We start from the raw sequence: 23,941 nt of genomic DNA, 5'->3' as shown, positions 1-23,941 counted from the left end.
TTTTTAGTTTGACTAGGTACCCTTATCCCCGAGGCGCAAGCAAACTTAGATAATGCTCCAGCAGTTCCTCCCCGTAACGTTCCAATACAGAGCCCTCCGGTGCAAATAGATCGTCGTTCGCCAAATAATAATGGAGCAAACCGATCCAGGTGTTGAACAGCAAATGAAGCGGCATGGTCCGGATCAAACCAGCCCGCATCTCCCGTTCGGCAGCGGCGCAGAGATGATGGGATACAACCGACTGGATCGCAGTCAAGATATGCCGCGATTCGTCCGGCAGCATCCGGCTTTCCCTGACCAGCCGGGCATAAAAAGTCTCTCCTTCCCGCAGCCCCGCCAAATGAGCCTGCAGCACCTCGCGCAGGCTGCTTCCCTGGGAAGCCAGCTCATGCATCCGGGCGGTCGTCTGTGCGCTAAACGCCTCGATCACTGCATTCAAGAGCGCCTCCTGCGTGGCAAAATGGGCAAATATCGTGCCGTGCGACACTCCCGCCTCCCGAGCTACATCCGCGGTACGAGTGGCTATCAATCCTTCCCGGGCATACAGAGACAACGCCGTATCGATTAACCGCTGACGGGTCTGTTCCTTTTGTTGCTGGCGCTGCGATTTAACCTTCTCCCCGCTCCCCTTGAATTCCAAGGCAATCCCCCTCTCCATTCCGTCCGTTGTTGAAGGCCCGTATACTCTGTTCATGAAGTATTTCTCCGTTCACAAATTATTGAGTTGAAACTCATTGAGTTTAAACTCAATATAAATCCATTGAGTTGAATTGTCAACTTTTGGTTTTTTCTTCTCCAGAACACAAAAAGAGTGTTCCCATAAGGAACACCCCCACCTGTCTTCTGCAGGTTAAATATCGAACACGCTGCGAACGGTGAGTCGCTCTCGCAGCTCGGCTAGCTCCGCCGGGCGACTCATTGCCGATTTGAGGACGGTAACCGTCTTCTGTGCCCCGGCCGACAAATCGAAATAGTTATCGTTGAAAATCGCGTCGAGCCCCGTAACATCCAGCTCTACGAACCGAGCATACGCTTCTGAGGTTAGCGTTATCGTAAAGCGATCTTCTGCCTCCGTGATCACGGCTTGGATGCCCGGGTCAACGAACCCGAAGTGCTTTGGTTTCACGAACAGGACCGTGCTGCCGCTTACGATCTCGCCGTCTTCGACCCAAGCATATTCGAGGTAGGTCTCCCGCAGCTTCGCTTTGGTGTCCAGCTCTCCGGCAAAATCAAGCTGTTCCAGCTCCTTGCTGGTAAACGGTGGGATTTCCGCCATCCGCTCTCCTTGCCGGAGCACTTCGGAACGCGCATTCCGCAGCGTCCAGACCAGCTGGCCTTTCGCGGTCCGCTTGCTTTCGTTGGATACGTGCAGCGCAACCCGCGTTCCTTCCTCGCAGGCGGATGCCAACACGGGGGCGAAGAAGCGCTTGGCCTCGTACTGCAACGCCTTCCATCGCCCGTAGTAGTCGATGCTCGACCAGGAGGCCACCGGCCAGATATCGTTGAGCTGCCAGTACAGCGCTCCCATACAGCGGCCCCGGTAACGCCGCCAATGCTCGACCCCGCAGCGCATCCCTTCAGCTTGGATCAGCTGGGAGGCATACAGCAAGGAGGAGAAATCCTTCGGATAACGGTACGTTTCCCCGATGTAGTAGAGAATTTTTTCGTTCCCTGTCCCGTTTTTCTGGTGGGATTCCATCACATACGAGAAGATGTTCCGGTCTTCAGGCAGCGTAAACGTCTCCACCGTCTTAAGCGACGGGAATGACTGCAGGCCGAACTCCGACATGTAACGCGGGTATAGCGTGCGGTAGGCGGTGAAAGGCTTTTTGCCGTGCCACACATCCCAATAATGCATGTCTCCGTAATTCTCGTCATTTGGCTTATCGAAGCTCCCCTTCGAGGACGGCGAAGCCCGCCAGTAGAACGTGTTCGGATCAATTTCCTTCGCGATCTCCGGCAGTAACACCTCATACATCTTGATGTAGTCCGCTTGCAGCTGCAGCGAGGTTTGCTCCGCCCAATTCCACTCGTCCCAAGCCAGCTCCTGTTCGTTATTCCCGCACCACAGCCCCAGCGAGGCGTGATGGCGCAGCCGCTTCATGTTGTCGATCGTCTCCTGCGTAATGTTCTCCTTGAATTCTTCGGTCAGCTCATAAACGCCGCACGCATACATGTGGTCCTGCCAAACGACAATCCCAAATTCATCGCATAGGTCGTAAAAATAATCCTCCGGATAATGCCCTCCGCCCCAAACGCGAATCGTATTAAAGTTGGCTTCGGCACAGCTGCGAATCAGCTGCTCCGTGCGCTCTCGGCTACGGCGCGGGAAGATGTTGTCCTCCGGAATATAGTCCGCCCCCATGGAAAAGAACGGGATCCCGTTCACGACAAATTGGAACGATTCGCCCCATTCGTCTTCTTCCTGCAGCACCGTCAGGGTGCGCAGTCCAATGCGCAGCTCGCGCCGGTCCAGTTCTCGCCCCTGCTCACTCACTACGACCTCAACCTCATATAGTGGTTGCTCACCGAGCCCATTTGGCCACCACAATTCCGGATTTGGAATCTCCACCGGGATGTGTTGCTCCTGGAGAGTACCGTCCGGCCCCACCGTTAACGGCTCGTTTCGTTCCAGGACGCCGGTTTCAACCACGTTACCCGATGGGCTGGTCACACGGACCGTGATCCCCCGGTTCCCTTCCGCCCAGCTGTCCGTCCGTACGCGCACGTCCAAAATGACCTTACCGGGTTCATGGGTTTGCGTGACGTACACGTCCTCGATCCGGGCGCGATCGTAACCCCGGACGGTCATCTCCCTCCAAATCCCGAGGTCGGGCAGCTGCGGTCCCCAATCCCAGCCGAACATCGAGTGCGCCTTGCGTAGATGCGATATGCCCGGTACAGCATCAGCGCAACCGATCAGCGGACGTTCCGCCTGTTTGCGCAGCACATATTCGACCGGCGATCGCAAGATCACGTAAATGTGATTTTCCCCAAGGGTCAGCAGCGACTTCATGTCTACCTCGTACGTGCGATGCATGTTGTCGGCGTTTAGAATCGCTGTCCCATTCAGGTACACCTCGGCCAGCGTGTCCAGCCCTTCGCAAAGCAGCACTACCCGGTCATGGTCCAGCGCAGACTCGTCCACAAGGAACGTCCGTTCATATTCGTAATCATATTTGGATAACTCAAGCACTTCGTACTCCTGATCACGGTAATACGGATCCGGCATTTGCCCGGCATTCAATAAATCGTAATAAACCGAACCCGGCACCGTCCCTGGGCTCCATTCGGTCTGGTCCAGCCGTTTCATCCGCCAAGCTCCGCCCAAATCGACAAGCAGCATCGTTTTGCCTCCTCATGTACTTTTTTATCCTGACTATGGTTTGATTGTACTAAAGAGGCTGGCTAATTTCTTGTATTGTGTTCACCCAAGTCATGTGCTATTTTAACATCAACTTATCATGGCGAGGTGTCATCCATGTTGAAATATACCGAGGAAAACTACATCGATCCGGAGGTGCCGGTCAACCCCTTCTGGGTGGAAAGCTTGTCCCAGGTTTCGCCGGAGCATACTCATGATTTTTTCGAATTTTTCGTGATCGAGGACGGGAGTTGCCGCCATGTCGTTAATGGAGAGACCCAATGGCTACAAGCAGGCTGCCTCGTATTTATAAGACCGGAAGATGTACATAAATATGAGCGGAACGGGGAGGAGGATTGCCGGTTTTACAATGTCCCCTGCCGCCATCGCTTGGTCAGCGAAGCGCTGGCCTATTTAGGGGAAGCGGAGATGACCGGACAGCTGCTGCAGTCGCCCACCCCCCGGGTCGCTATGCTGTCGCAAACGGAGGTCGGCGAATTCGTCGCCTTGTTCGAACGCATCAAGCTGTTGTCCAGCATCGATAAGCAGAAAGCTCGCATCGCTCTCAAAAGCGGGCTGATCGACCTTCTGACCCGCTACTTCTTCAACCCGGACCCGGTAAAGCAGGCGGAATTCCCACTGTGGCTGGAGTACGCCCTCGGCAAAATGCAGCTAAAAGACAACCTCCACCGCGGGTTACCCGCCCTGTATGAATTGTCGGGAAGGAGCGTTGGCCACGTGAACCGCGCCTTCCGGCAGTATTTGCAGCAGACCCCAACGGAATATCTCAATCAGCTCAAGCTGAATATCGCTCGCAATCTGTTGCTAACCACAGAGCTGCGCGTTGTGGAAATCGCTCTGGAGTGCGGGTTCGAGAATGTCAGCCATTTTTATCATCAGTTCAAAAAATGGTACCGCCAAGCTCCGCTAGACCTGCGCCGGAGTCGCCAAGCCGCCCCTAGGCCGACAGCCGGTCCCGGGGCAACGCGACAGCCGGAATAATTCCGGCTTTGCGCCGCTACTTTTTGTCCACCTGCACCAATGTGACTTGTTTGACGGAGAACGTCCCTGCCAGCTTGTCCTCGGGGATCACGTTCAGCTTCAAGAGTCCGGCTACCTTTTGCGCGTCCGCTTTGGAAATCAACCGCCATACTTCGGGATCCGGTAGCGCTTCATAGAGTTTATGATCATCGTACTCCTTTCGTTCCTGATGGATCGTTCTGACCCGATAGCCGTCCACGTCCAGTTCCGAGATACCTTGCTCCCGAAAATGATCCAAAATATCCCCGCGCAAAGCGGCAAGCTCCTGCTCCGTTTCTTTCTGCAGCTGCTTCAGTTCATAATAGCGATGCACTTTCTGATCCATTTAACCACGCTCCTTCAGTGAGTTCGAAACCTACCTGATGTATATGAAAACCGCCGTCGGCATCATGCGCGCCAACGGCGGTTCGAAAGAAACTTATTTCGTAAAGTCCTTGAAGATCCGGTAAACGACGACGGCTGCTTCAGCTCGGGTCGTCGGCAATTCGGCTTCGAAGCGGTTCCCCGCTTTGCCTTTCATGATGCCAAGGCCCGTGACTTTGGCTACCGCCTCGGCGGACCAGGCCGGAATCCGAGTTTGGTCTGCAAAGCCGTTCAGTGAACCGGCTGCACCCGCAGATTGGCCCAATGCTGCCAGCGCCTTGGCCAGAACTACCGCCATTTCACCGCGGGTAATCGGGCGGTCCGGTGCGAAGATGCCGCTGGCGTAACCGCTGATCAGACCTCGGGAAGTCGCAATTTTCACAGCCTCTTCGTACCAGCTGCCTGCAGGAACGTCACTGAAACTTACCGTGCTAACTGCATTAGGATCGGCCTTCAGTTCCAGCGCCCGTACCAGCATGGATACGAACTCAGCCCGGGTGACTTGGGTTTCGGGATGGAAGTTGCCGTCGACGGAGCCGGCAAGAATGTCCTTCGACGCCAGAATTTCGATGGCATCCACCGCCCATGCGAATTTCGCTGGGGTGACATCGGTAAAGGTAACGTTCTTGGCCAGGTAGATATAACGGCTAAACCCGTACAAGTTGGCAACCACCTTCCCATCCTTCAATCGTCCAAAGAATTGGTCTAATTCGCCTTTGTCTCCCAGTTTAAACAAGCTGATTTTTTCCCCTTTAATAGTCCCGGGGTTCAATGCTGTAAGTGGGATCGCCGCTTCGGCTGGTTTGCTGAGCGTGACAGGGTCCAGCGGTTTCCCGTCTTTCGTCAAAATGTTGATATCATAATAGATTCCAAACGATTGAATCCCCGCCGCCAGCTTCAAGCCTTCCAGCAGCTTCTTCGTATCTTCCTCGGTCGCCGGCGTGACTTGAACGTAAGCGGCCTCCGACGAAGTAATTGCGCCTGCGGGAATCGTCAGCGTAAACCCGTTCGGCAGCTTCACGACCGTAGGCTCGCCTGCCTTGATGGCTACGGCATCCTTAGGGATTGCCGGTGGAGCAGGTGGAGTAGGCGTCGTTGTTGGCGTAGAAGTGGAACCGCCGCTGCTCGATCCTCCCCCGCCGCTGCCGCCGCCATTGCCTCCTCCGCCTCCGTTGTTAGGCGGGTCTGCTGGAGTGACCGTGACGGTCACGTGTTCCACCAAACCTTGGTAGATCACGTCGATGGAGGTTGAGCCGGCCTTCACAGCCGAGATTAAACCTGTACTTGAAACGGTAGCAATCTGCGGATTTTTCGATTCGTAAACCGCATCCGTCACGGTGGATTCTGTGCCTTCCACATCCTTATACGTAACCGTTAACTGACCACTGGTTCCGGCTTTCAAGGACAGGGAAGCTGGCATGACGGTCAACGACGGTTCTCCTGGTTCTTCATTGCTGGTGACGGTCACGGAGATAGATTTGGTGAGGCCATCGTGTTCGACCTCAATCGTCGTCGTTCCGGCCGCCAGGCCCGTCACGTTCCCGGCATCCACTTCTGCGATCGTCGGTTCCGCTACGCGATAAGCGGCGGCTGCCGTTACATCGCTTTCCGTTCCGTCTACCGCTTTATAGGTGACGGCGAGCGTTTGACTCTTGCCGGCTTGAAGTGTCAACGTTTCCGGGCTCACCCGAAGCTCTGCCTGCTCTTCGCCGCCTTCGGCGGTGACGGTCACGGTTACGGTTCTTGTGAGACCTTCATACACCACTTCAATCGTTGTCGTACCTTCCGCTACCCCGGTCACGTTGCCGTTGGTAACTGTTGCGATCAAAGGATCCGCTACGCGATATTCCGCTGTTTCGGTTACATCGCTTTCCGTTCCGTCTATCGCTTTATAGGTGACCGCGAGCGCTTGGCTCTCACCCGCTTGTAGCGTCAGACTTTCCGGGTTCACCCGAAGATCCGCCTGCTCTTCGCCACCTTCAGGGGTGACCGTGACGGCAACGGTTTTCGTCAGGCCTTCGTGCTCGACCTCAATCGTCGTCGTACCTTCTCCTGCCCCGGTCACGTTACCTTGGTTGACCGTCGCGATAGTTGGGTCAACCACACGATATTCCGCTGTTGTCGTTACATCGCTTTCCGTTCCGTCTACCGCTTTATAGGTGACGGCGAGCGCTTGGCTCTCGCCGGCTTGAAGCGTCAACGTTTCCGGGCTCACCCGTAGCTCCGCCTGCTCTTCGCCGCCTTCGGCGGTGACGGTCACGGTTACGGTCTTAGTCAGACCTTCGTGCACAACCTCAATCGTTGTCGTACCTTCCGCTACCCCGGTCACGTTGCCGTTGGTAACTGTTGCGATGGTTGGATCAACCACGCGATATTCCGCGGCTGCCGTTACATCGCTTTCCGTTCCGTCCGCCGCTTTATAGTTTACGGCAAGCGCTTGGCTCTCGCCCGCTTGAAGCGTCAGATTCTCAGGATTTATGAGCAAAGCCGGTTCCACAGCGTGGTTGTATCTAACGATATGAGCCGGATCCCAATACCCATTGCCGGCCAAGTCATAGACGTAAACCTCGTAATAGTTGTCTCCAGGAACGACCGGAATTTCGATTTTGAAATTCCCCTGATTATCGATAGTCCCTATGCTTGTTTCAACCTCACCATTTGCGTTCAAATACAGCGCCTCAACGCCAATCACAACGTCCATATCCAGTCCGCCGGCGGTGACCAGATAATTGATCAGCATATCCTCTGTAACTTCGCCGTAAATGACCCCGGTCTGACCAGAGCTCTTCACTTTCAATGCCGGCTCGTTAAGCTTGGATACCGGTGCTGAGGTGTCAACGAAGAACACGTAGGCTGAATCTTCTGATGGAACGGAATCGAACATGGACGTGCCGGTATAAGGGACCAGCAGGTATTCTCCATCGGGAAGCGCGACTTCCTCATCAAATTCATCAAGGATCCTTCCATCCCATCCGCTCAACGTGTAGTTGTCAGGACTAACCCCTCCATCCGTTTGGAAGACCACGCCTAGCCAAGTTCCATCGATGTCGTGCACTTCCAACGAGAAATACTCGGCGTATTCGTTCACCGTAAACGAGATATCCGTGGTATCAAACAGATCATCGTCGTTCGGCGAGATCGGGTTGTTCGACAACTCAACGTCCGTCACTACATCCTGCTGCGGTGTATCGCCGACATAAACCGCCACCGGCAGTTTGATCTCATGCCCGGTCGTCGTTTCCGTCAAGATCACTTCGCCTTCGTATCGCTGGTTTGCCGCTTCTTCCGGCACCGCAACCTCGACGTCGAAGCCGGTTTCCCCGCCCGCGCTTACCGCTGCTTCAGCAGCAGACAGTGTCAGGTCTATCGGTGAATTTCCATACCACTGCGTGCGAATCGAGTAATTCGAGGACTCGCCGGCAATATCTTTGACGATCACATGTTGTTCGGCAGAGAAGCCGTTACCGACGTACCCAAACGACAAGCTGGCCGTATAAAAAGTTTCCGGGGCCTCTCCATCAACGTAAGGCGTCGAATCCTCCACCATCGCTACCGCTTTGGCCTCGAGTACCTGATCCAGCGCGATCCGTCCGGCTCCCTGATCCATATGCGTATAGCGGTCACCGTTTCGATCGTTTAACTTCACGGTATTATTCATGAATAACGACTTGATTTCATAAGGCGTCAGGTTTGGATATTTCTGCGCTGCAAGTGCCGCCGCGCCGGTAACATGCGGTGCGGCCATGCTGGTGCCATTTTGGGCGGCATACCAATCCTCATATTCCGGTACGCTGGAGCGGATGCTCATCCCCGGCGCGGAAATGTCCGGTTTGATGTCATAACCCGGTTTAGCAGGCCCGCGCGAGCTGAATCCTGCCATAATATCTTCTTCTATCGTCGAACTGAACTCGGCGGACAACTCCTGCGCTTGCATAGCGGTCCGAATTCGTTCTCCATAAGCCCCGGAAAGTGCGTACACCGGGATGTTAACCTCCACGTTCCCCAACGTCCCGCTTTCCAATGCTTCTGGCGCGTTGTTAAACACAATAGCGGCTACGGCACCCGAAGCTTGAGCATTCAAGGCTTTATCCGCAAAGGAGATTTCGCCGCGTTTGATGAAGGCAATTTTACCGGTTAAATCCTTACCCGCATAATCTCCCGGCTTGCCTAACCCGACATCGACCAGCGGGTAAGAATCCGTCAAATTCTCGATTCCCGTGGACTTATCAAACGTCTCCATAAAGAAGCCTTCCTCGCCCATCGCCGCAATCTGCATGATCGGCGTAACGAGCGGCGGCTTGGAAGCGCCGACCGTAATCGCCAGCTCCGAAGTACCCGGATCACTAACGGTAGCAGACCCAGGTCCGGAGTTGCCGCTGGAGACGACGGCTACAACGCCCGCCTTCATCGCATTGTTGACCGCAATCGAATCGGCGGAGCGCTGGTTATTGGTCTCTGAGCCCAGCGACAAGTTGATGACGTCCATCCCGTCCTCCACGGCCCGCTCGATCCCGGCGATCACGTCTTCTGTCGAACCGCTGCCGTAAGGCCCCAACACCTTATAAGCGTAAACCTCCGCTTCCGGCGCAACCCCTTTCACGCCAGCCAGTTCGTCCTTACCGATGCCGCGTCCGGCTACGATGCCCGACACATGGCTGCCGTGCGAGGTATAGTAAGGTCTACCGTCTGAGTTGAATTCGGGTTGTCCCGACTTCAAGAAATCATCGTAAGTCGTTTCATAGGGATCATTATCCTCGTTGACGAAGTCATATCCCCAATATCCATCAGGAATGGCTCCCGCCAAATCGGGATGGTCCTTGGCCGCGCCGGTATCGATCACGCCGACCTTAATGCCTTGGCCTTCGGTCCCTTCCTCCCAGAACGACCCGCTGCCGATGAATGACACGCTGTCCAACGGTGCAGTCGGAACCTCTTCTTCCTCGGTTGCATAAACCGTCTCATTCGGGTATACCGCCTTGACGCCCGGAAGCTTCAGCAGGCTTTCCACCTCGTTAGCGGGAATCGTCAACGAATACCCATTGAAAATATGTTCGTATTCGCGGTGAATGTTCGCCTTCAGCTTACTAACCGCTTGCGTCTTGAACGTTTGCTGTTGCAAATCGATCGCTTTTCTGTGGGAGCTCAGCGACTGGCTTGAACGCGCTTTGCTCTGCGAAACTTCAAACACTTTCAAAGGCGCTTCCTTCAGCTCAACGATCACCGTCGTTGGTTCGTTGCCATCCGTAAGCGGCACGAAGTTTTGCGGTTGAACCGCAGACGTTTCGGCATCCCGGCGCTCCAGAGTTAATCCGTTATCCGCAGCGGAGGCCTGCCCGGAAACTTGCCTTTTCTCCCTACCGCTGAGCTGAACCTCCGATGCCTGATTCCGCAGCACTTCCTGGGTCACGGCATCCTGATTCAGCCGAGGAACGCCTTCCCTCCTTCCATCGGCTCCCGCCAAAGCGCCGCCTTCCGCTCCCGCCATCGGTAGCAGCAGTGTAAACGCCAGGATGAAGCTTAAGATTCCTGCGACGACTCTCTTGCTCAAACTCTCATCTCCCTCACCATTCATAGTTTTCAAGGAGCCTATACAAGCTGATACCTTTATATCTATTGGTGAGGTTTCAATATATTCCCATTCTCAAGGTAAGAAAGCATAATAAGGATAAAAAAATACGCCTACCCATTTAAGGTAAGCGCATCCATATCAAGTAGATTCGGTCAATCTGCCAGTGCGGCAAACAGCTGCTTCTTCAGTTCCCGATTTTTCTCCACGAAGAGATCATTATGCGAAGAGACCATCCCGTAAGCCTCTGCCTCGGGGGTGATATACTGTTTGGCCCGGTTTACGGCATTGGCTGCATCCTGGAAAGCCCCGGCGATCAAATGCAGCTTGCCCTCATAAGCCAAGATATCCCCGGCTGCAAAAATCCCCTCCACCGAAGTTTCGCTCAGAGGAGTTCCGGCGACCCCGTATTCGTTAGCCATGTTCATCTGAATTTCGCTATTGTCCAGCAACGCTTTATCCCGTTCATATCCATGACTCACGACGACCTCATCGATTTCCAGTTCGACGATGGAGCCATCCTCATGATTTTGAATCCAGACGCTGTGGATCGTCTCCCCGCCCTTAGCCCCGGTCAATTTCACAATCGACGTGTTCAGCAGGCAAGCCACATTATTCCTCAACAGCTTCGATATCTCTGCCTCGTGGCCTTTCAGCGCTTCCTTACGATAAGTCAAATACACTTTCTTCGCAATCGGAGCCAGCTCGTTCGCCCAATCGATTGCCGTGTTCCCTCCGCCTGAAATCAGCACGGTTTTCCCTTTGAACCGGCCCAGCGATTTCACCGTATAATGGAGGTTCGTCACTTCAAACCGTTCGGCCCCTTCGATTTCGAGCTTCGTGGGTTTCAGGATCCCGCCTCCAATGGCAAGGATGATCGTCTTGGAATAATGTACGGTGCCCGATGCGGTGTGCAGTGAGAACGTACGATCTGCGTTTTGAGAAATCGACGTCACCTTCTCCCCAAGCACGACTTCCGGCTGGAACGTCAATCCCTGCTGGATCAACTGTTGAATCAGCTGTTCCCCGGTAACCGGCGTCAGGCCGCCGATGTCCCAGATCATTTTCTCCGGATATACATTCACCTTGCCGCCGAGAAAAGGCTGATATTCGATCAGCTTCGTTCTCATCTCGCGCAAGCCGCTGTAGAAGGCGGAATATAAACCTGCAGGTCCTCCTCCGATAATCGTGACATCAAACACGGTTTGTTCCATCGTCGCAACCTCTCCTTTTGCTCACATAAGGAAGTGAAATTTCACTAGGATGGAACCATCGTATCATATCTAATTGAGAATGAAAATCATTATTATTGGAAAAATGCACCTGGAACCGTCGATTCGATCTTAACTAAAAAGCGAATCCTTCTCCGGCTGCGACTGGCTGCCGCGGATAAAATATTCATAGCGGCCAAAGTTCCGCAGCGCTTTGTCATCCCGTTGCCATACCCATTCCATCAGCTCCGATTGGCAGCGGTGAGCGCGGAAGGCAGCCAGCTTAGCCTTCAAATGCTCTTGTACATCCACGCGGGCGATGTCGCCTGCGGTATAGCCGTACTTGTCCGGCTGCAGCATCATGTCGCCGAAGGAAACAAAATACAGCGCACCTTGCTTGTACCGACGAAACGCTGCCGTCGTCGCTTTACCGATCGCGCAGTGGTCCGGGTGTCCACCCAATGTCTCGTGGAACGTAAGTACCACGTCGGGCCGGAGATCCCTCATCAGTTCCTCGATCCGTCCGATGAGCAGTTCCTCGTTGATGAACTCGACCGTTTTATCGCGGATATCGAGAAATTTCAATTCGTATACGCCCAAATGGTCGCACGCCTGACGCAGCTCGATTTCGCGAGCTGCCGCCAACGTCTCCCGGTTTAAATAGGGCGGATTCCCCATTCGCCGCCCCATTTCGCCGCGGGTTGCACTCACCACCGTGACCTCCACACCTTCGGCGGCGTATTTGGCTAACGTACCTCCGCAAATAAACGACTCGTCGTCAGGATGGGCAAACACCGCCAGCAGCTTGCGTCCCATAGTATGTTGTGTATTCATTCCGGAAACGGCTCCCTTCCCAAATGCAGTGCAACGTCCATACGTCCCTTGTCGTCAAAGCCCTCTAGCAGGAGACGTCCTTGATCGTCAAGCTCTAAATGGGTCAGCCCTTCGATGCGCAGCCAACCCTGGCCGTCAAATCGCAATGCCGCCCGGTAAGGTCCTTCCCCGGCAATAAAGGCATCGGTCAGGTTCACCTTGAAATTACGGACAAACAGATACGATGTAGCTTCACTATGCAGATACACGTCCGATCCGACAAAAGCATTCAGCAGATCTTCCGCATGTTTCTTCTCAATGAGATTCATGTGGGCACGCAGTCCTTTTCGTTGTAATTTTGGCTATCGAAATCACAGTAACTATTATACGCTCAGGGTCTGGTTGCACAAGTGACTTTTCCCCGGTTGACAACCCCCTTTAAATTGATTATTATTAAATTGTAAACAATATAATTTTATGAAATTTAAAATACAAACTAAAGGATGTGTGTCGGAATGAGAGTAGACATGACGAATGATACGAAAGTGAAGCTGCAACAAACTCTGGGCGACCGGCCTGGATACTTCAAGCTGATCGGTGAATCGGAAGGGTGCAGCGCAGCCGGCGTTTATTCGCTGCATCTGATCAGCGAGCCGCTCCCCACCGACATCGCGTTTGAATCGGGCGGCTTCACCTTCTTGGTGGATCGCCAGCAGGAAATTTTGTTCGATGACGTGATGCGGTTGCTTGCCCATGACCCCTTCCCAACTTATCGTTTAAGCAGCGATTCGATGTTATACAGCAACAATGTCGTGCTGAAAGACAAACGCGTCGCCGCTCCTAGCGAAACCGTTCGCTAACTCTAAGATGTTCCTATTCCTTTCCGCTTTCGGCTGCCGGGATTCATGACCCGGCGGCCTTTTGGCTATTCTCCCCGGGTTCTTTCTTCCGCTCTTGAAACCATCGTCCTTCTATGTCACAATGATGGGGGCATCCAGGCACCCATAACGTCCAGTCCGTATGGATTGTTGCTTCTATCCGATTACATAGCTGCCCGGGTGACCCGTTCATCTATACCTATTCAACTGAGGAGGATCCGACTAATGAAGACCATCAAGCTGGGAACAAGCACGCTGGAAGTCCCCGTCATCGCCGTCGGCTGCATGCGCATCAACTCGCTGGACAAAGCCGGTGCGGAACGTTTCGTACAAACCGCGTTGGAAGAAGGCGCTAATTTCTTCGACCATGCGGATATATATGGAGGCGGCTCCTGCGAGGAGATTTTCGCCGATGCGATCCACATGAACCCGGAGATTCGGGAGAAAATCATCCTGCAATCGAAATGCGGCATCCGCCAAGGCTCCTTCGACTTCTCGAAAGAGCACATTTTGTCCTCGGTGGACGGCATTTTAAAACGCCTGAACACCGAATATCTTGACGTGCTGCTGCTGCATCGTCCGGATGCCCTCGTAGAGCCCGAGGAAGTTGCCGAAGCGTTCGACCAATTGCATACCGCGGGCAAAGTACGTCATTTTGGCGTATCCAACCAGAACCCGATGCAAATCCAACTGCTGCAAAAATACGTTAAACAGCCGATCGTCGCGAATCAGCTTCAGCTGAGCATCACGAACACCACGATGATTTCGGCCGGCATTAACGTAAACATGGAAAATGAAGCCGCCGTCAACCGCGACGGCAGCGTGCTGGACTTCTGCCGTTTGAACGACATCACGATCCAACCTTGGTCGCCGTTCCAATACGGATTCTTCGAGGGAGTCTTCCTCGGCAACGAGAAGTTCCCTGAGCTGAATCAGAAGATTGACGAAATCGCCGCGAAATACGGCGTTACGAACACAACCATTGCCATCGCGTGGCTGCTGCGCCACCCGGCCCAAATGCAGCCGGTGATCGGGACGATGAACATCGATCGTTTGAAGGACTGCATCCAAGCCGGCGAGATCCGCTTGACCCGCGAAGAGTGGTACGAAATTTACCGCGCTGCGGGCAACATTTTGCCATAAGCCAAGTCGTCCCTACGCGAAACAACCTAAGCCCTGTTTCTTACGGACTTAGGTTGTTTTTTTGCCAAAATTCCCGAAAGGAGGCGTTCCTATGCCATCCGGAAGCACACCGATTCGGTTGAGTCGGTTTCTGGTGTTGACCCTGGCCGTCACCGCCGGCATCGCCGTGGCGAATCTTTATTATATCCAGCCGCTGCTGGCGGAAATCGCCGCCGCGTTTCACGTCACGCAAGCCCAGGTGGGTTATGCCGCCACCTTGACCCAAGTCGGATATGCGCTGGGGATGCTGATGATCCTGCCGCTGGCCGATATCCGCGAGAAGAAATCGTTGATCCTGTTCATGCTCCTCTGCTCCGCCGGCGCCTTGTTATTTCTGGCGTTTGCCTGGAACAGCACCGTGCTGAGCATCGCTTCCTTCGCCGTTGGCTTCACTTCCATTGTGCCTCAACTGATCGTACCGCTCGCTGCGCAGCTGGCCGACCCGAAGGAACGCGGCCGAATCATCGGCACCGTCATGAGCGGACTCTTAATCGGGATTCTCGTCTCCCGGACCTTCAGCGGACTCGTAGGCGAATACCTTGGCTGGCCGTCCGTCTATTTCATCGCCTCCGGTCTCATGATCCTTCTGGCTGGCTTCCTGACGTTTCGTCTACCCAAATCCCCGTCCACGGCATCGGCGGGTTACGGGGCTTTGTTCCGCTCGATGGCGTCGCTTATCAAAGATCTACCGCTACTCCGAGAGGCGTCGCTGAACGGCGGTATGATGTTCGCCGCGTTTAGCGTGTTCTGGACGACGCTGTCGTTCCTGCTGGCCGAACCCCGCTTTGGGCTAGGCCCTGACGCGGCCGGTCTGTTCGGGCTCATCGGCGTCGTCGGGGCTCTGGCCGCTCCGGTTGCCGGGCGGGTGGCCGACCGGCGCAGCCCGCGCTTCACCATTGGCATCGGCATGGGCGCGGTCATCCTCGCCTACGTCTGCCTGCTGGGCTTCGGCTACATCCTGGCGGGGCTGGTTGTCGGCGTGATCCTGCTTGATCTCGGCGTCCAATCGACGCAAATCTCCAACCAGGCCCGCATCCACGCCATCAGCGACGAAGCCCGCAACCGCATCAATACGATTTACATGGTTTCGTATTTCGTCGGCGGTGCCCTCGGCTCCTGGGTCGGCTCGTTCAGCTATGCGCATTTCGGCTGGACCGGCGTGTGCATCGCCGGCCTGCTAACGCAGCTCATCGCCGTTTATGCGCAGGTGCGCGGGCGGCGGCGCGAGCTGGGCAGTAGATCGGAAGCACCGGCATAACGGAATCTAGGAACCTCATTGCCCCATTTTCCGGTGATATTTCATCCTAAGGGAACGCAAAGACCCTATTTCGCTCTAAATCACGTCCATGCAGGTGATTTGGAGGAAATAAGGTCTTCCACTTCCGTTAGGACTCCCATCATGCGAATTGGGGCTAAATAAGGTCGCTGAGTTCCGTTACAGTCCCAGCCTACTCCTTTCTCTGTAGCGCCTCAATTGCTGCCGCGGTGAAACTCGCCAGCTTGTCCGGCAAACGATTCAAAGGGAACCACTCCATCGCGCCGATAGCTCCCCCTTCCTCCATATTCCGAAGCTCACCACCGACAACCACCGCTTCGTAAATCACCGAAACCCAGTGCTCCATCTTTTCCGGCCGAATCGTCTCCGCCGTACACAATAGCCCCGTTACCTCGATATCGAGGTTTACCTCTTCCTTGATTTCCCGCACGACACCATGCTCCATCGTTTCGTACAAATCGATTTTTCCGCCGGGGATGCTCCAAGTGTCCTTTTCCGGTTCCCGATTGCGCAGCACCATCAGGATCTCCCCCTGGTCGTTCCGAATCACCGCACCTACCCCCAACCGCGGGACGGCCGTCTCCATTGTCTTCATGCCTCCTCCACCTCTCAACATTACACTCCCAAGTAGATTGCCGGTTTCTATTATAAAGTAAAAACCTTTTGCTTATTTTGTGAATTATTTCACTTTAATGCGCGAGGAATCGCGCTATTCTGATACTGACCACGGTCACTGACTTCGGTCATCGAACGCGGACAAATCAAGATTGAAGGGGAGTTTTGGCTATGAAATCTTGGATGAAGCCGGTAACGACAGGCTTATTAGGCCTAGCGCTGGTACTCGGCGGCGCACAAATCGGTAGCAAAGCCGTCAGCGATGTCAATGCCGCTGCGAGCAACAAGACGGGCACGGCGACAGAAAAAGGCTTTGGCGGCGACGTCAAGGTTACGCTCACCGTCGAAGGCAAGAAAATCACCAAAGTGACGATTCAAGCGGACAAAGAAACGCCGGAAGTCGGGGGCGCGGCCGCGAAGAAGCTGGAAGAGCAAATGTTAGCTAAGCAAAACGTTGAATTGGACGGCATCGCCGGCGCATCCCACACCTCGGCCGCCGTAATGGCTGCCGCTAAAGCGGCGCTGGCGCAAACCGGCCTGAAGCCTTCCGACTTGCAAACGGTTACGACGGGCGGCAAGGTACATACCGCTACGGCGGACGTCGTCGTCGTTGGCGGCGGCACATCGGGAACGGCCGCTGCACTGGCCGCAGTTCAAAACGGCGCGAAGGTGATCGTGCTGGAGAAAACCTCCGCGATGGGCGGTCTCTTAAACTACGCGATGGGCATCGCCGGTACGGAAACCTCCCTGCAAAAGAAAGCCGGAGAAACCGTAACGACCGAATACCTATTTAACTATCTGGAGAAATACAACCATTACCGCAGCAATGCCCCGCTGCTCAAGGCCGTTCTCAACAAATCGGGCAGTACGATTGATTGGCTGCAGGCCAACGGTATCGGATTGCGGCTGAGCCTTGGGGTCAACCAGAAGCTGCACGTCGATTCGCCAAAGACGTATCACCTGTGGACGAACGCGAAAGCAGACTTTGCCAAGCTGCATGAACGGATGCAAAAAGAACTCGGTGTCGACGTCCGCTTCAATACGACCGGCCAATCGTTGATCACCGATGCCAAAGGCCGCGTCATCGGCGTCACCGCCACCATGGAGGACGGCAGCATCCTGAAGGTGACGGCAAAAAACGTCATCCTGGCCAGCGGCGGATTCGGGGCCAATGAAGAGATGTTCAAAGAGAAAACGAAGGTGAACTACTATAACTATTACGGGTGGGGGAACAAAGGCGAAGGCGTGAAAATGGCCTGGGCGATCGGTGCCGACGAAATCGGCAGCGGCGTGATCCAAATCCACCTGGGCGACCTGTCGGGGACCAAAGGGATCTTCGAAAACTACAACGGCCGTCCGACCTTTACCGTTAAAGACCTTCCGCTGTTCTGGGTGAACAAAGAAGGCACCCGGTTCGTGGACGAAGGGGTCGTGTATGACAACGTGCTGTGGGGAAATGCCGCTTACTCCGTGGGCGGCGAATATTTTGCCGTGATTGACCAAGCTACCGTGGACAAGCTGACCAAAGAGGGCAGCAGTTTGTGCGGCGCTTATCAAGTCAATGGGGACGGCTTATTTGCCCAAGGGCGCAACGACGTTACCAAGCTGAAGACTGCTCCAATTAAAGATCTGCAGTCTGATCTTGAAACATTCGCCAAAGACGGCGTTGTCGCCATCGGCAAAACGCTGGACGATTTGGCTGCCAAAACCGGCATGAACGCAGCGAAACTGAAATCATCGGCACAAACCTATAACCAAGCCGTAGCAGCTAAAAAGGATACATTGTATTACAAGGACCCGGCTTACCTTCAATATAAGATCGAAAAAGGTCCGTTCTACGCCATCCGCGTCAGCGGTTCGACCTATGGGTCAATCGGCGGCGTACGCGTTAATGAGGACCTGCAGGCTTTGACCGCAGAAGGTAAAGTCATTCCTGGCCTTTATGCTGTTGGCAACGATGCTGGTGGTTTGTATGACAACAGCTACCCGGATGTGGAAGGCTTAACGATGGCCTTTGCCGTCAACTCCGGCCGAATTGCCGGTGAACATGCGGCCTCCCACAAATAACAAGGATACAAGCAAAGCAACCCGTTCCTCCGCGATATTGCGGGGAAACGGGTTGTTGTTATTTCATGAACGGATCGCATTCATCATAAATTCGAAATAATCCATGCCTTCCTGCATCAAGTCGTAACATTCGCTGTCGGCGATCCAATAGCGGACTAGACCGAGGTTGCCGTCCGACCAATAATGCCCGATTTTCTCCGGATTCAGCTCTTGGCGGAAAGCCTCCTGCTCTTGCCCCAGGCGAATATAACGCTCAATAAAACTGTTATGCAAGTCGGACACGTCTCCGCTGGAGAACTGAATCGTATGGATGATTTTGAAGATCTCCCGCGACATTGCCGGCCCGCATTCCATGACCGTTTGGAAATACATCCGGGTATACTCCCGAAGTTGCGGCTCTGCCGGCTGCGTAACATCAACTTCCAGACCGTGGAACAAACGGACGTTAATGTCCTTCAGAATTTCGATTGCAATCTCGCTCTTGGAGCTGAAATGGGTATAGAATGAACCCTTGGCCACCTCGCTCTTCTGGCAAATCTGCGAGATCGTGACCTCGTCGTATCCATAGGCCGTAATCAACTCAATCGAATTCCGCAAAATTTTCTCTTTGGTGAGCAGCGATTGCTGCTCCCTTTTTTTCAATCCCATGAGCTTGCCCCTCATTATCGATGATCATCCTACCCGCAACTTATCGTTCTACAACTCTTGTACCAGTGTAACGGATGTTTTGCTTGGGAGGCAAGTTCAGCACACTTCAGGCAGCGGTTTCGAATTAGAACTTAAATTGTCCCACCAAACCATTCAAATCGTCGGCGATTTCCTTCATCTCCCCGGTCGAAGCGGACACCTGCTCCATGCTAGCCAGCTGCTGCTCAGTGGAAGCGGAGATTTCCTCGGTAGCCGCAGTGGATTCCTGCGCGATGGAAGAGATGCTTTCGATGGTGCCGATCACTTCGTTTTTGTCGTGATTGACTTGAGTGATGCCGTCTATCAGTTCCTGCATCCCTGCGATCATATGATGAATCGTCTGGTCGATTTGCCGGAACGCCTTCCCGGTTTCCTGCGACACCTCACTTGTGCGGGTAATCACCTCGGCACCTTGCTGCATAAACTCTCGGGTTTTCGCAACCGCGGCGGCCACTTCCCGAACCATCTCCTCGATCCCTTGCACCGAACCCGTCGTTTGTTCGGCCAGCTTGCGGATCTGCTCCGCCACGACCGCGAACCCACGTCCTTGTTCTCCGGCTCTGGCGCTTTCAATCATAGCGTTCAGCGCCAACAGATTGGTTTGCTCGGAGATCGCCTTGATCACGGTCGTGACCTGAGTGATCGCTTCCGATTTATCGCTGAGATCGTTGACCTGCTCTTCGATATTGATGGTTACTTCCGCGTTTTCGCGGATCGCCTTCTGCAAATGCTTCATGCTGGTCATGGTTGTTTGGTTCGCTTCTTGGGTTTCCTCGATGCTGGTCTTCATCTCATCTGCCCGCCCGGTGAGCGAAATGATCTCCTCCGCCAATCGATTTAACCGCTCCAACCCTTCCTGTGCGTTTAACGCCAGGTCTCCCGACCCCGCCGCCAGCGCATCCGTCGCGGTCGAAATTTCTTTTGCCGCCTGCGAGCTCTCCCCGATCATAACCGAAAGCTGCTGCGAACCGGACGTGACCTGACCCGCGCGAAGCTGGATGTTCTCCATCATCCCGCCCAGCTTGCTGCGCATATGCGCCAAATCTGCCGCCATTCTCCCGATCTCATCCTCACTATCATGTACGAACTCCTCCGAGAAATCCCCGGCGGCATAGCTTTTGATACGCTTGGACATCATCGTGATCGGCCGGATCATCCGGCGTCCCATGAACAAGCCCAAGGCAACCGCTAACAGTAGAATTGCAAGTGAAATAAAGATCGTCTCTTTCAATGCTTCCCGGATCTGACCATACATGCTTTCCAGCGAGATCCCCACATTTAGTGCGCCGGAGAGCTCCTTGCTGTATGTAAAATCTGTCGAGATGTTATAAACCTTCTCCCCGCCGGCCGTTTCCAAGATACTGCCTTGGGTCTCCTGATTGGAAACCACGGTGGTTAAATCCGTGTTCGTTGATGTTGCCGAGGCCGAAGCCGTAGCGTCCGTCGCCTCAGCATCGTTCCCTTCCTGGGTCCGGCTATTGTCGGACACGATTAAATTCCCCTTCGCATCGGAGAGGGAGATATACACGATGTTGCCTTTTCCCTCCTCTTTGATCGTCTGGAATACCTTCTGAAGTTGGCCCATGTCCAGCAGCTCGTTGCTAACGATCTCGCGTTTGATATTCGTTACGAGGGTGGTCCCGTCACTTCTCATTTGGCTGGTCATCGATCTTTGCACCTCATAATAAGACACCAAAGTGAAGGAAACGGCGCATACTACCATTAGCAACACGATCATTCCCACCAATTTGCCGATTAGCGAACGAAATCTGAATCTCTTGAACCATCGGAATGGATTTCCTAGCCTGAACATTATAATTCCACCTTTGATATTATTTTCACATAAAGGACGACTTCAACAACGCTTGCATAATTGTCAATTAATACAAACGATGTTATCTTCCTAATTTTAACCAAAATGAATAATATCACAGTGACTATTTTAATAGTTCACATGTCACGGAATAGAGGACCTAAGTCCTGCGTGTAAAAAATACAAATCCTAGGGAACCCGGCTACCCCAATGGCCGTCACCAATTATTCACCACCCTGACCTTTTTTTTCGGGGATCACGAGCTTATTGCATATTTGTCCCGGTTTCGCAGACAATAACCAGCGAATACCAAATGAAAGGAGCAGATCACATGTCCCAAATCAACCAACAGGAGCTGCAGAGCCTGCGGCACCTGATCGGCGCACATGAAACGGCACATCAAAAAATGCTCACCTACGCGCAGCAGTCCGTCGATCCGCAGGTCAAAGCCTACTTTCAAAAATCGGCCCAAGACGCGATGAACACCAAGCAACAGCTGATGTCATTTTTGAATTAGGGAGGAACATTAACCAATGATGCAAGATAAAGAAATGGTGAACGACGCGTTGTCCATGGTCAAGAGCAGCTTGACTACTTACAGCAGCGTCATTTCGGAGTGCGCCAATCTCCAACTGAGATCCACCGTTCAACAAATCCGGGACAATTGCGAAAAATCCCAATACGAGCTGTTCCAACTGGCCGAGTCCAAAGGTTTCTACCAGCCGGCGATGATGGCGGACACTCAGGAAGTACAGCAAGTGAAGTCGCAGCTTGGCAGCTGAAGAGGAGTCCCCCTGCAGAAGCACGACAAGTAGCAAAAAGCTTCCTCGCATCTTTTTGATGCAGGAAGCTTTTTTACGGTTTTTATCTCCTTAGGGCGAAAGGAGGGGACAAGCCACAGATGTATGCGAAAAATCGAATACGTTTCAGTAATTTCGGCGATATTAGCCAATTGTATATGAAATTTCATACTTATTAGCACATCCGAAAGACATAAGCCTAGAATCTATATGAAAAGACGAATAGAATCCGGTTTTGAGGTCCTTCGAAACATTTTGTATGCGAAAAATCGAATACAAATAGGTAGTACGAGTACTCCATCTCATCAAATTAACCTAGCCCCACTACTTGCCCCTGCTTCTGCTCCTTTGCCGCCAGCTGGTCTCGGGCCAGTTCCCAGTTCAACTCAGCAACCGCCTCGTCCAGCCGCTCACGGAGCTGCTCCTCAAGCGCGTAACCTCCGGCGTTCTCCAAACGGCTGACCCACTGATCTACGGCGAACACGCCGCTGAGGATATGCGTCCCGCCAAGTGCCGCGACCACCGGTTTCAGAGCATAGTCCACCGCCAGCAAATGGGCGATTGTCCCGCCGATAAAGAGTGGCAGTACCACTTTGCCCTGCAGCCCTTTTTGCGGGATTAAGTCCAGGATCGTCTTTAGTGCGCCTGAGTAGGCTGCTTTGTAGACTGGACTCGCGATGACGACCGCATCCGCCGATTCGACGGCAGCGAGTGCCGCCTTTATGGCCGGGCTACCGAAGTTAGCCCGCAGCAAATCCTCCGCCGGCAGTTCCGCAGCCGAAATCCTATCGATGGCACTGCCCGTTTGGATCAGTCGTTCCCGCACGTAATCCGTTAATCCAAACAACCGCGAACCTGGGGTTGGGCTCCCTGCAATAATGGTCACTCTAGACATAACTCTCTCCCTCCTTTCCCTTAAGCCTTAGCTACCGCTTTTTGGCGCTCCAACGTATACCGGTTCTCCGGAACCGGCAAGCCCAGGTTCCCGCGCAGCGTATCGCTTTCGTAATCCGTCCGGAACAGGCCGCGCTCCTGCAAAATCGGAACAACCAGATCGACGAATTCTTCTAAGCCGTTCGGAACGGCGGAGGCAATCATGAATCCGTCGGCAGCCTCTCCTTCGAACCAGGCCTGAATGCGGTCCGCGACCTGTTCCGGCGTACCGATGAAGCCGCCGCGCGGCGTTGCAGCCTGCAGCGCCACTTGTCGCAGCGTCAGCCCTTTTTCCTTGGCGTCTTTTTTGATTTTGTCCGTGCCGCTTTGGAAGCTGTTTTTGCCCAAATCGCCGAGTTCCGGAAACGGCTCGTCAAGTGGGTATTGGGAGAAGTCGTGGTGCTCGAAGAACCGTCCCAAATAATCCAAGGCATTCTCAATCGTCACCAGGCTGGCGACCTCTTGATACTTGCGTTCCGCCTCCTCCGGCGTGCGGCCAAGGATCGGGCTGATGCCCGGGAAGATCAAGACTTCGTCCGGATTGCGTCCGAACGAAGCGGCGCGGGACTTCACGTCTTGATAAAAGGCTTGCGCGTCCTCAATCGTTTCATGTCCCGTGAACACGGAGTCCGCATGCTTTGCCGCATAATTTTTGCCGACCTCAGAGGAGCCTGCCTGGAAGATTACCGGCTGCCCCTGCTTGGAACGGGCAATATTGAGCGGCCCCTTCACCGAGAAGAACTCCCCGACATGATTGAGCGTGTGCATTTTGTCCGGATCGAAAAACACCCCTGTCTCCTTATTCCGTACGAAAGCGTCATCCTCCCACGAATCCCACAGGCCGCGGGCAACCTCCAGAAACTCGGTGGCAATCCGGTAACGTTTGGCATGATCCGGATGCTCTTTCTTTCCATAGTTGAGCGCGGAGCCTTCCAAGGGGGAAGTCACGATATTCCAGCCTGCACGGCCGCCGCTAATCCGATCCAGGGAGGCGAACTGACGGGAGACGGTGAACGGCTCGCTGTACGAAGTGGATAACGTCCCGACCAGGCCGACATGCTTACTGACCGCAGCCAGGGCGCTAAGGAGCGTTAACGGCTCAAAACGATTCAAGAAATGGGGGATCGATTTCTCCGTGATATATAAACCGTCTGCGATAAACACCAGATCGAATTTGCCCGCCTCCGCTTTTTGCACCCAATGTTTATAGACGTCAATATTGATGCTGGCATCAGGTTGCACTTCCGGATGTCGCCACAAAGAGGTCCCTCCACCTACCCCGTGCAGTAACGCGCCCAATTTGAGTTGTTTTTGCTTTGCCATCATTTCGTT

19 protein-coding genes are annotated in these 23,941 nt (G+C 54.0%); 7 read left to right on the top strand and 12 right to left on the bottom strand.

Annotated elements, in window-relative coordinates; all coding sequences use genetic code 11:
* Positions 1 to 22: 22 nt before the first annotated feature.
* Complete coding sequence (locus tag IM700_RS00755) at positions 23 to 694, bottom strand: TetR/AcrR family transcriptional regulator (protein ID WP_204801101.1); 672 nt, start codon at positions 692 to 694, stop codon at positions 23 to 25.
* A gap of 156 nt (positions 695 to 850) precedes the next feature.
* Positions 851 to 3,346, bottom strand: a complete 2,496-nt coding sequence (locus IM700_RS00750; RefSeq protein ID WP_193415671.1) for a beta-mannosidase — start codon at positions 3,344 to 3,346, stop codon at positions 851 to 853.
* Positions 3,347 to 3,481: 135 nt separating this feature from the next.
* Here IM700_RS00750 and IM700_RS00745 point away from each other — a divergent pair, with 135 nt between their 5' ends.
* Positions 3,482 to 4,366, top strand: coding sequence for a helix-turn-helix domain-containing protein (locus IM700_RS00745; RefSeq protein WP_193415672.1), 885 nt, complete (start codon positions 3,482 to 3,484; stop codon positions 4,364 to 4,366).
* A 16-nt stretch (positions 4,367 to 4,382) separates the two neighbouring features.
* On the opposite strand, the gene IM700_RS00740 is transcribed toward IM700_RS00745, so the two are convergent.
* From IM700_RS00740 to IM700_RS00720, 5 genes are all read right to left on the bottom strand, one after another.
* A complete protein-coding gene (locus IM700_RS00740; RefSeq protein WP_155608322.1) occupies positions 4,383 to 4,730 on the bottom strand; it encodes a hypothetical protein in 348 nt (115 codons plus the stop codon).
* 93 nt (positions 4,731 to 4,823) lie between these two features.
* Complete coding sequence (locus IM700_RS00735) at positions 4,824 to 10,316, bottom strand: S8 family serine peptidase (RefSeq protein WP_193415673.1); 5,493 nt, start codon at positions 10,314 to 10,316, stop codon at positions 4,824 to 4,826.
* A gap of 173 nt (positions 10,317 to 10,489) precedes the next feature.
* Positions 10,490 to 11,548 (bottom strand): NAD(P)/FAD-dependent oxidoreductase, encoded by a 1,059-nt coding sequence (locus IM700_RS00730; RefSeq protein ID WP_193415674.1) that lies wholly within the window; start codon positions 11,546 to 11,548, stop codon positions 10,490 to 10,492.
* 129 nt (positions 11,549 to 11,677) lie between these two features.
* Positions 11,678 to 12,379, bottom strand: coding sequence for a PIG-L family deacetylase (locus IM700_RS00725; RefSeq protein WP_193415675.1), 702 nt, complete (start codon positions 12,377 to 12,379; stop codon positions 11,678 to 11,680).
* Positions 12,376 to 12,687, bottom strand: a complete 312-nt coding sequence (locus tag IM700_RS00720) for a DUF1806 family protein (RefSeq protein ID WP_155608326.1) — start codon at positions 12,685 to 12,687, stop codon at positions 12,376 to 12,378. The genes IM700_RS00725 and IM700_RS00720 overlap by 4 nt, the downstream gene beginning before the upstream one ends.
* A gap of 186 nt (positions 12,688 to 12,873) precedes the next feature.
* Between IM700_RS00720 and IM700_RS00715 the strand changes: the two genes are divergently transcribed.
* The 3 genes from IM700_RS00715 (at position 12,874) to IM700_RS00705 (ending at position 15,676) form a co-directional block, all read left to right on the top strand.
* The gene (locus IM700_RS00715; RefSeq protein ID WP_167521286.1) at positions 12,874 to 13,218 is read left to right on the top strand and encodes an iron-sulfur cluster biosynthesis family protein; all 345 of its coding nucleotides are present in this window, start codon (positions 12,874 to 12,876) and stop codon (positions 13,216 to 13,218) included.
* Positions 13,219 to 13,461: 243 nt separating this feature from the next.
* The gene (locus tag IM700_RS00710; protein WP_193415676.1) at positions 13,462 to 14,379 is read left to right on the top strand and encodes an aldo/keto reductase; all 918 of its coding nucleotides are present in this window, start codon (positions 13,462 to 13,464) and stop codon (positions 14,377 to 14,379) included.
* 91 nt (positions 14,380 to 14,470) lie between these two features.
* Positions 14,471 to 15,676, top strand: a complete 1,206-nt coding sequence (locus tag IM700_RS00705) for an MFS transporter (protein ID WP_193415677.1) — start codon at positions 14,471 to 14,473, stop codon at positions 15,674 to 15,676.
* A 190-nt stretch (positions 15,677 to 15,866) separates the two neighbouring features.
* On the opposite strand, the gene IM700_RS00700 is transcribed toward IM700_RS00705, so the two are convergent.
* Positions 15,867 to 16,280 (bottom strand): NUDIX domain-containing protein, encoded by a 414-nt coding sequence (locus IM700_RS00700; RefSeq protein ID WP_193415880.1) that lies wholly within the window; start codon positions 16,278 to 16,280, stop codon positions 15,867 to 15,869.
* A gap of 200 nt (positions 16,281 to 16,480) precedes the next feature.
* Here IM700_RS00700 and IM700_RS00695 point away from each other — a divergent pair, with 200 nt between their 5' ends.
* Complete coding sequence (locus tag IM700_RS00695; RefSeq protein ID WP_193415678.1) at positions 16,481 to 18,376, top strand: FAD-binding protein; 1,896 nt, start codon at positions 16,481 to 16,483, stop codon at positions 18,374 to 18,376.
* A gap of 63 nt (positions 18,377 to 18,439) precedes the next feature.
* Here the strand turns inward: IM700_RS00695 and IM700_RS00690 are convergent, their stop codons facing one another.
* Both IM700_RS00690 and IM700_RS00685 read right to left on the bottom strand, forming a co-directional pair.
* The gene (locus tag IM700_RS00690) at positions 18,440 to 19,024 is read right to left on the bottom strand and encodes a TetR/AcrR family transcriptional regulator (protein WP_193415679.1); all 585 of its coding nucleotides are present in this window, start codon (positions 19,022 to 19,024) and stop codon (positions 18,440 to 18,442) included.
* A 124-nt stretch (positions 19,025 to 19,148) separates the two neighbouring features.
* Positions 19,149 to 20,801: a methyl-accepting chemotaxis protein gene (locus IM700_RS00685; RefSeq protein ID WP_239483506.1), complete on the bottom strand. Its 1,653-nt coding sequence runs from the start codon at positions 20,799 to 20,801 to the stop codon at positions 19,149 to 19,151.
* 406 nt (positions 20,802 to 21,207) lie between these two features.
* Here IM700_RS00685 and IM700_RS00680 point away from each other — a divergent pair, with 406 nt between their 5' ends.
* A complete protein-coding gene (locus tag IM700_RS00680; RefSeq protein WP_155608333.1) occupies positions 21,208 to 21,393 on the top strand; it encodes a hypothetical protein in 186 nt (61 codons plus the stop codon).
* A gap of 16 nt (positions 21,394 to 21,409) precedes the next feature.
* The gene (locus tag IM700_RS00675) at positions 21,410 to 21,658 is read left to right on the top strand and encodes a spore coat protein (RefSeq protein WP_155608334.1); all 249 of its coding nucleotides are present in this window, start codon (positions 21,410 to 21,412) and stop codon (positions 21,656 to 21,658) included.
* A gap of 328 nt (positions 21,659 to 21,986) precedes the next feature.
* Here IM700_RS00675 and ssuE read toward each other — a convergent pair whose 3' ends face one another.
* Both ssuE and IM700_RS00665 read right to left on the bottom strand, forming a co-directional pair.
* Positions 21,987 to 22,571 carry an NADPH-dependent FMN reductase gene (gene ssuE / locus IM700_RS00670; RefSeq protein ID WP_193415681.1) on the bottom strand — a complete coding sequence of 195 codons (585 nt, stop codon included), beginning with the start codon at positions 22,569 to 22,571 and terminating at the stop codon, positions 21,987 to 21,989.
* 20 nt (positions 22,572 to 22,591) lie between these two features.
* A complete protein-coding gene (locus IM700_RS00665) occupies positions 22,592 to 23,932 on the bottom strand; it encodes an LLM class flavin-dependent oxidoreductase (RefSeq protein ID WP_193415682.1) in 1,341 nt (446 codons plus the stop codon).
* Positions 23,933 to 23,941 lie beyond the last annotated feature (9 nt).

Origin of the sequence: Paenibacillus rhizolycopersici, assembly GCF_014947195.2 — a bacterium.
GTDB lineage: Bacteria > Bacillota > Bacilli > Paenibacillales > Paenibacillaceae > Fontibacillus > Fontibacillus rhizolycopersici.
This window is presented reverse-complemented; position numbering and strand designations above follow the sequence as displayed.

What these genes read in the sequence shown, in the direction of transcription:
- ssuE (WP_193415681.1), bottom strand. Translation starts at nt 22,571, where the DNA reads ATGTCTAGAGTGACCATTATTGCAGGGAGCCCAACCCCAGGTTCGCGG.
- IM700_RS00665 (WP_193415682.1), bottom strand. Translation starts at nt 23,932, where the DNA reads ATGGCAAAGCAAAAACAACTCAAATTGGGCGCGTTACTGCACGGGGTA.
- IM700_RS00705 (WP_193415677.1), top strand. Translation starts at nt 14,471, where the DNA reads ATGCCATCCGGAAGCACACCGATTCGGTTGAGTCGGTTTCTGGTGTTG.
- IM700_RS00675 (WP_155608334.1), top strand. Translation starts at nt 21,410, where the DNA reads ATGATGCAAGATAAAGAAATGGTGAACGACGCGTTGTCCATGGTCAAG.
- IM700_RS00755 (WP_204801101.1), bottom strand. Translation starts at nt 694, where the DNA reads ATGAACAGAGTATACGGGCCTTCAACAACGGACGGAATGGAGAGGGGG.
- IM700_RS00725 (WP_193415675.1), bottom strand. Translation starts at nt 12,379, where the DNA reads ATGAATACACAACATACTATGGGACGCAAGCTGCTGGCGGTGTTTGCC.
- IM700_RS00695 (WP_193415678.1), top strand. Translation starts at nt 16,481, where the DNA reads ATGAAATCTTGGATGAAGCCGGTAACGACAGGCTTATTAGGCCTAGCG.
- IM700_RS00720 (WP_155608326.1), bottom strand. Translation starts at nt 12,687, where the DNA reads ATGAATCTCATTGAGAAGAAACATGCGGAAGATCTGCTGAATGCTTTT.
- IM700_RS00750 (WP_193415671.1), bottom strand. Translation starts at nt 3,346, where the DNA reads ATGCTGCTTGTCGATTTGGGCGGAGCTTGGCGGATGAAACGGCTGGAC.
- IM700_RS00680 (WP_155608333.1), top strand. Translation starts at nt 21,208, where the DNA reads ATGTCCCAAATCAACCAACAGGAGCTGCAGAGCCTGCGGCACCTGATC.
- IM700_RS00685 (WP_239483506.1), bottom strand. Translation starts at nt 20,801, where the DNA reads ATGATCGTGTTGCTAATGGTAGTATGCGCCGTTTCCTTCACTTTGGTG.
- IM700_RS00745 (WP_193415672.1), top strand. Translation starts at nt 3,482, where the DNA reads ATGTTGAAATATACCGAGGAAAACTACATCGATCCGGAGGTGCCGGTC.
- IM700_RS00700 (WP_193415880.1), bottom strand. Translation starts at nt 16,280, where the DNA reads ATGGAGACGGCCGTCCCGCGGTTGGGGGTAGGTGCGGTGATTCGGAAC.
- IM700_RS00690 (WP_193415679.1), bottom strand. Translation starts at nt 19,024, where the DNA reads ATGGGATTGAAAAAAAGGGAGCAGCAATCGCTGCTCACCAAAGAGAAA.
- IM700_RS00730 (WP_193415674.1), bottom strand. Translation starts at nt 11,548, where the DNA reads ATGGAACAAACCGTGTTTGATGTCACGATTATCGGAGGAGGACCTGCA.
- IM700_RS00740 (WP_155608322.1), bottom strand. Translation starts at nt 4,730, where the DNA reads ATGGATCAGAAAGTGCATCGCTATTATGAACTGAAGCAGCTGCAGAAA.
- IM700_RS00710 (WP_193415676.1), top strand. Translation starts at nt 13,462, where the DNA reads ATGAAGACCATCAAGCTGGGAACAAGCACGCTGGAAGTCCCCGTCATC.
- IM700_RS00715 (WP_167521286.1), top strand. Translation starts at nt 12,874, where the DNA reads ATGAGAGTAGACATGACGAATGATACGAAAGTGAAGCTGCAACAAACT.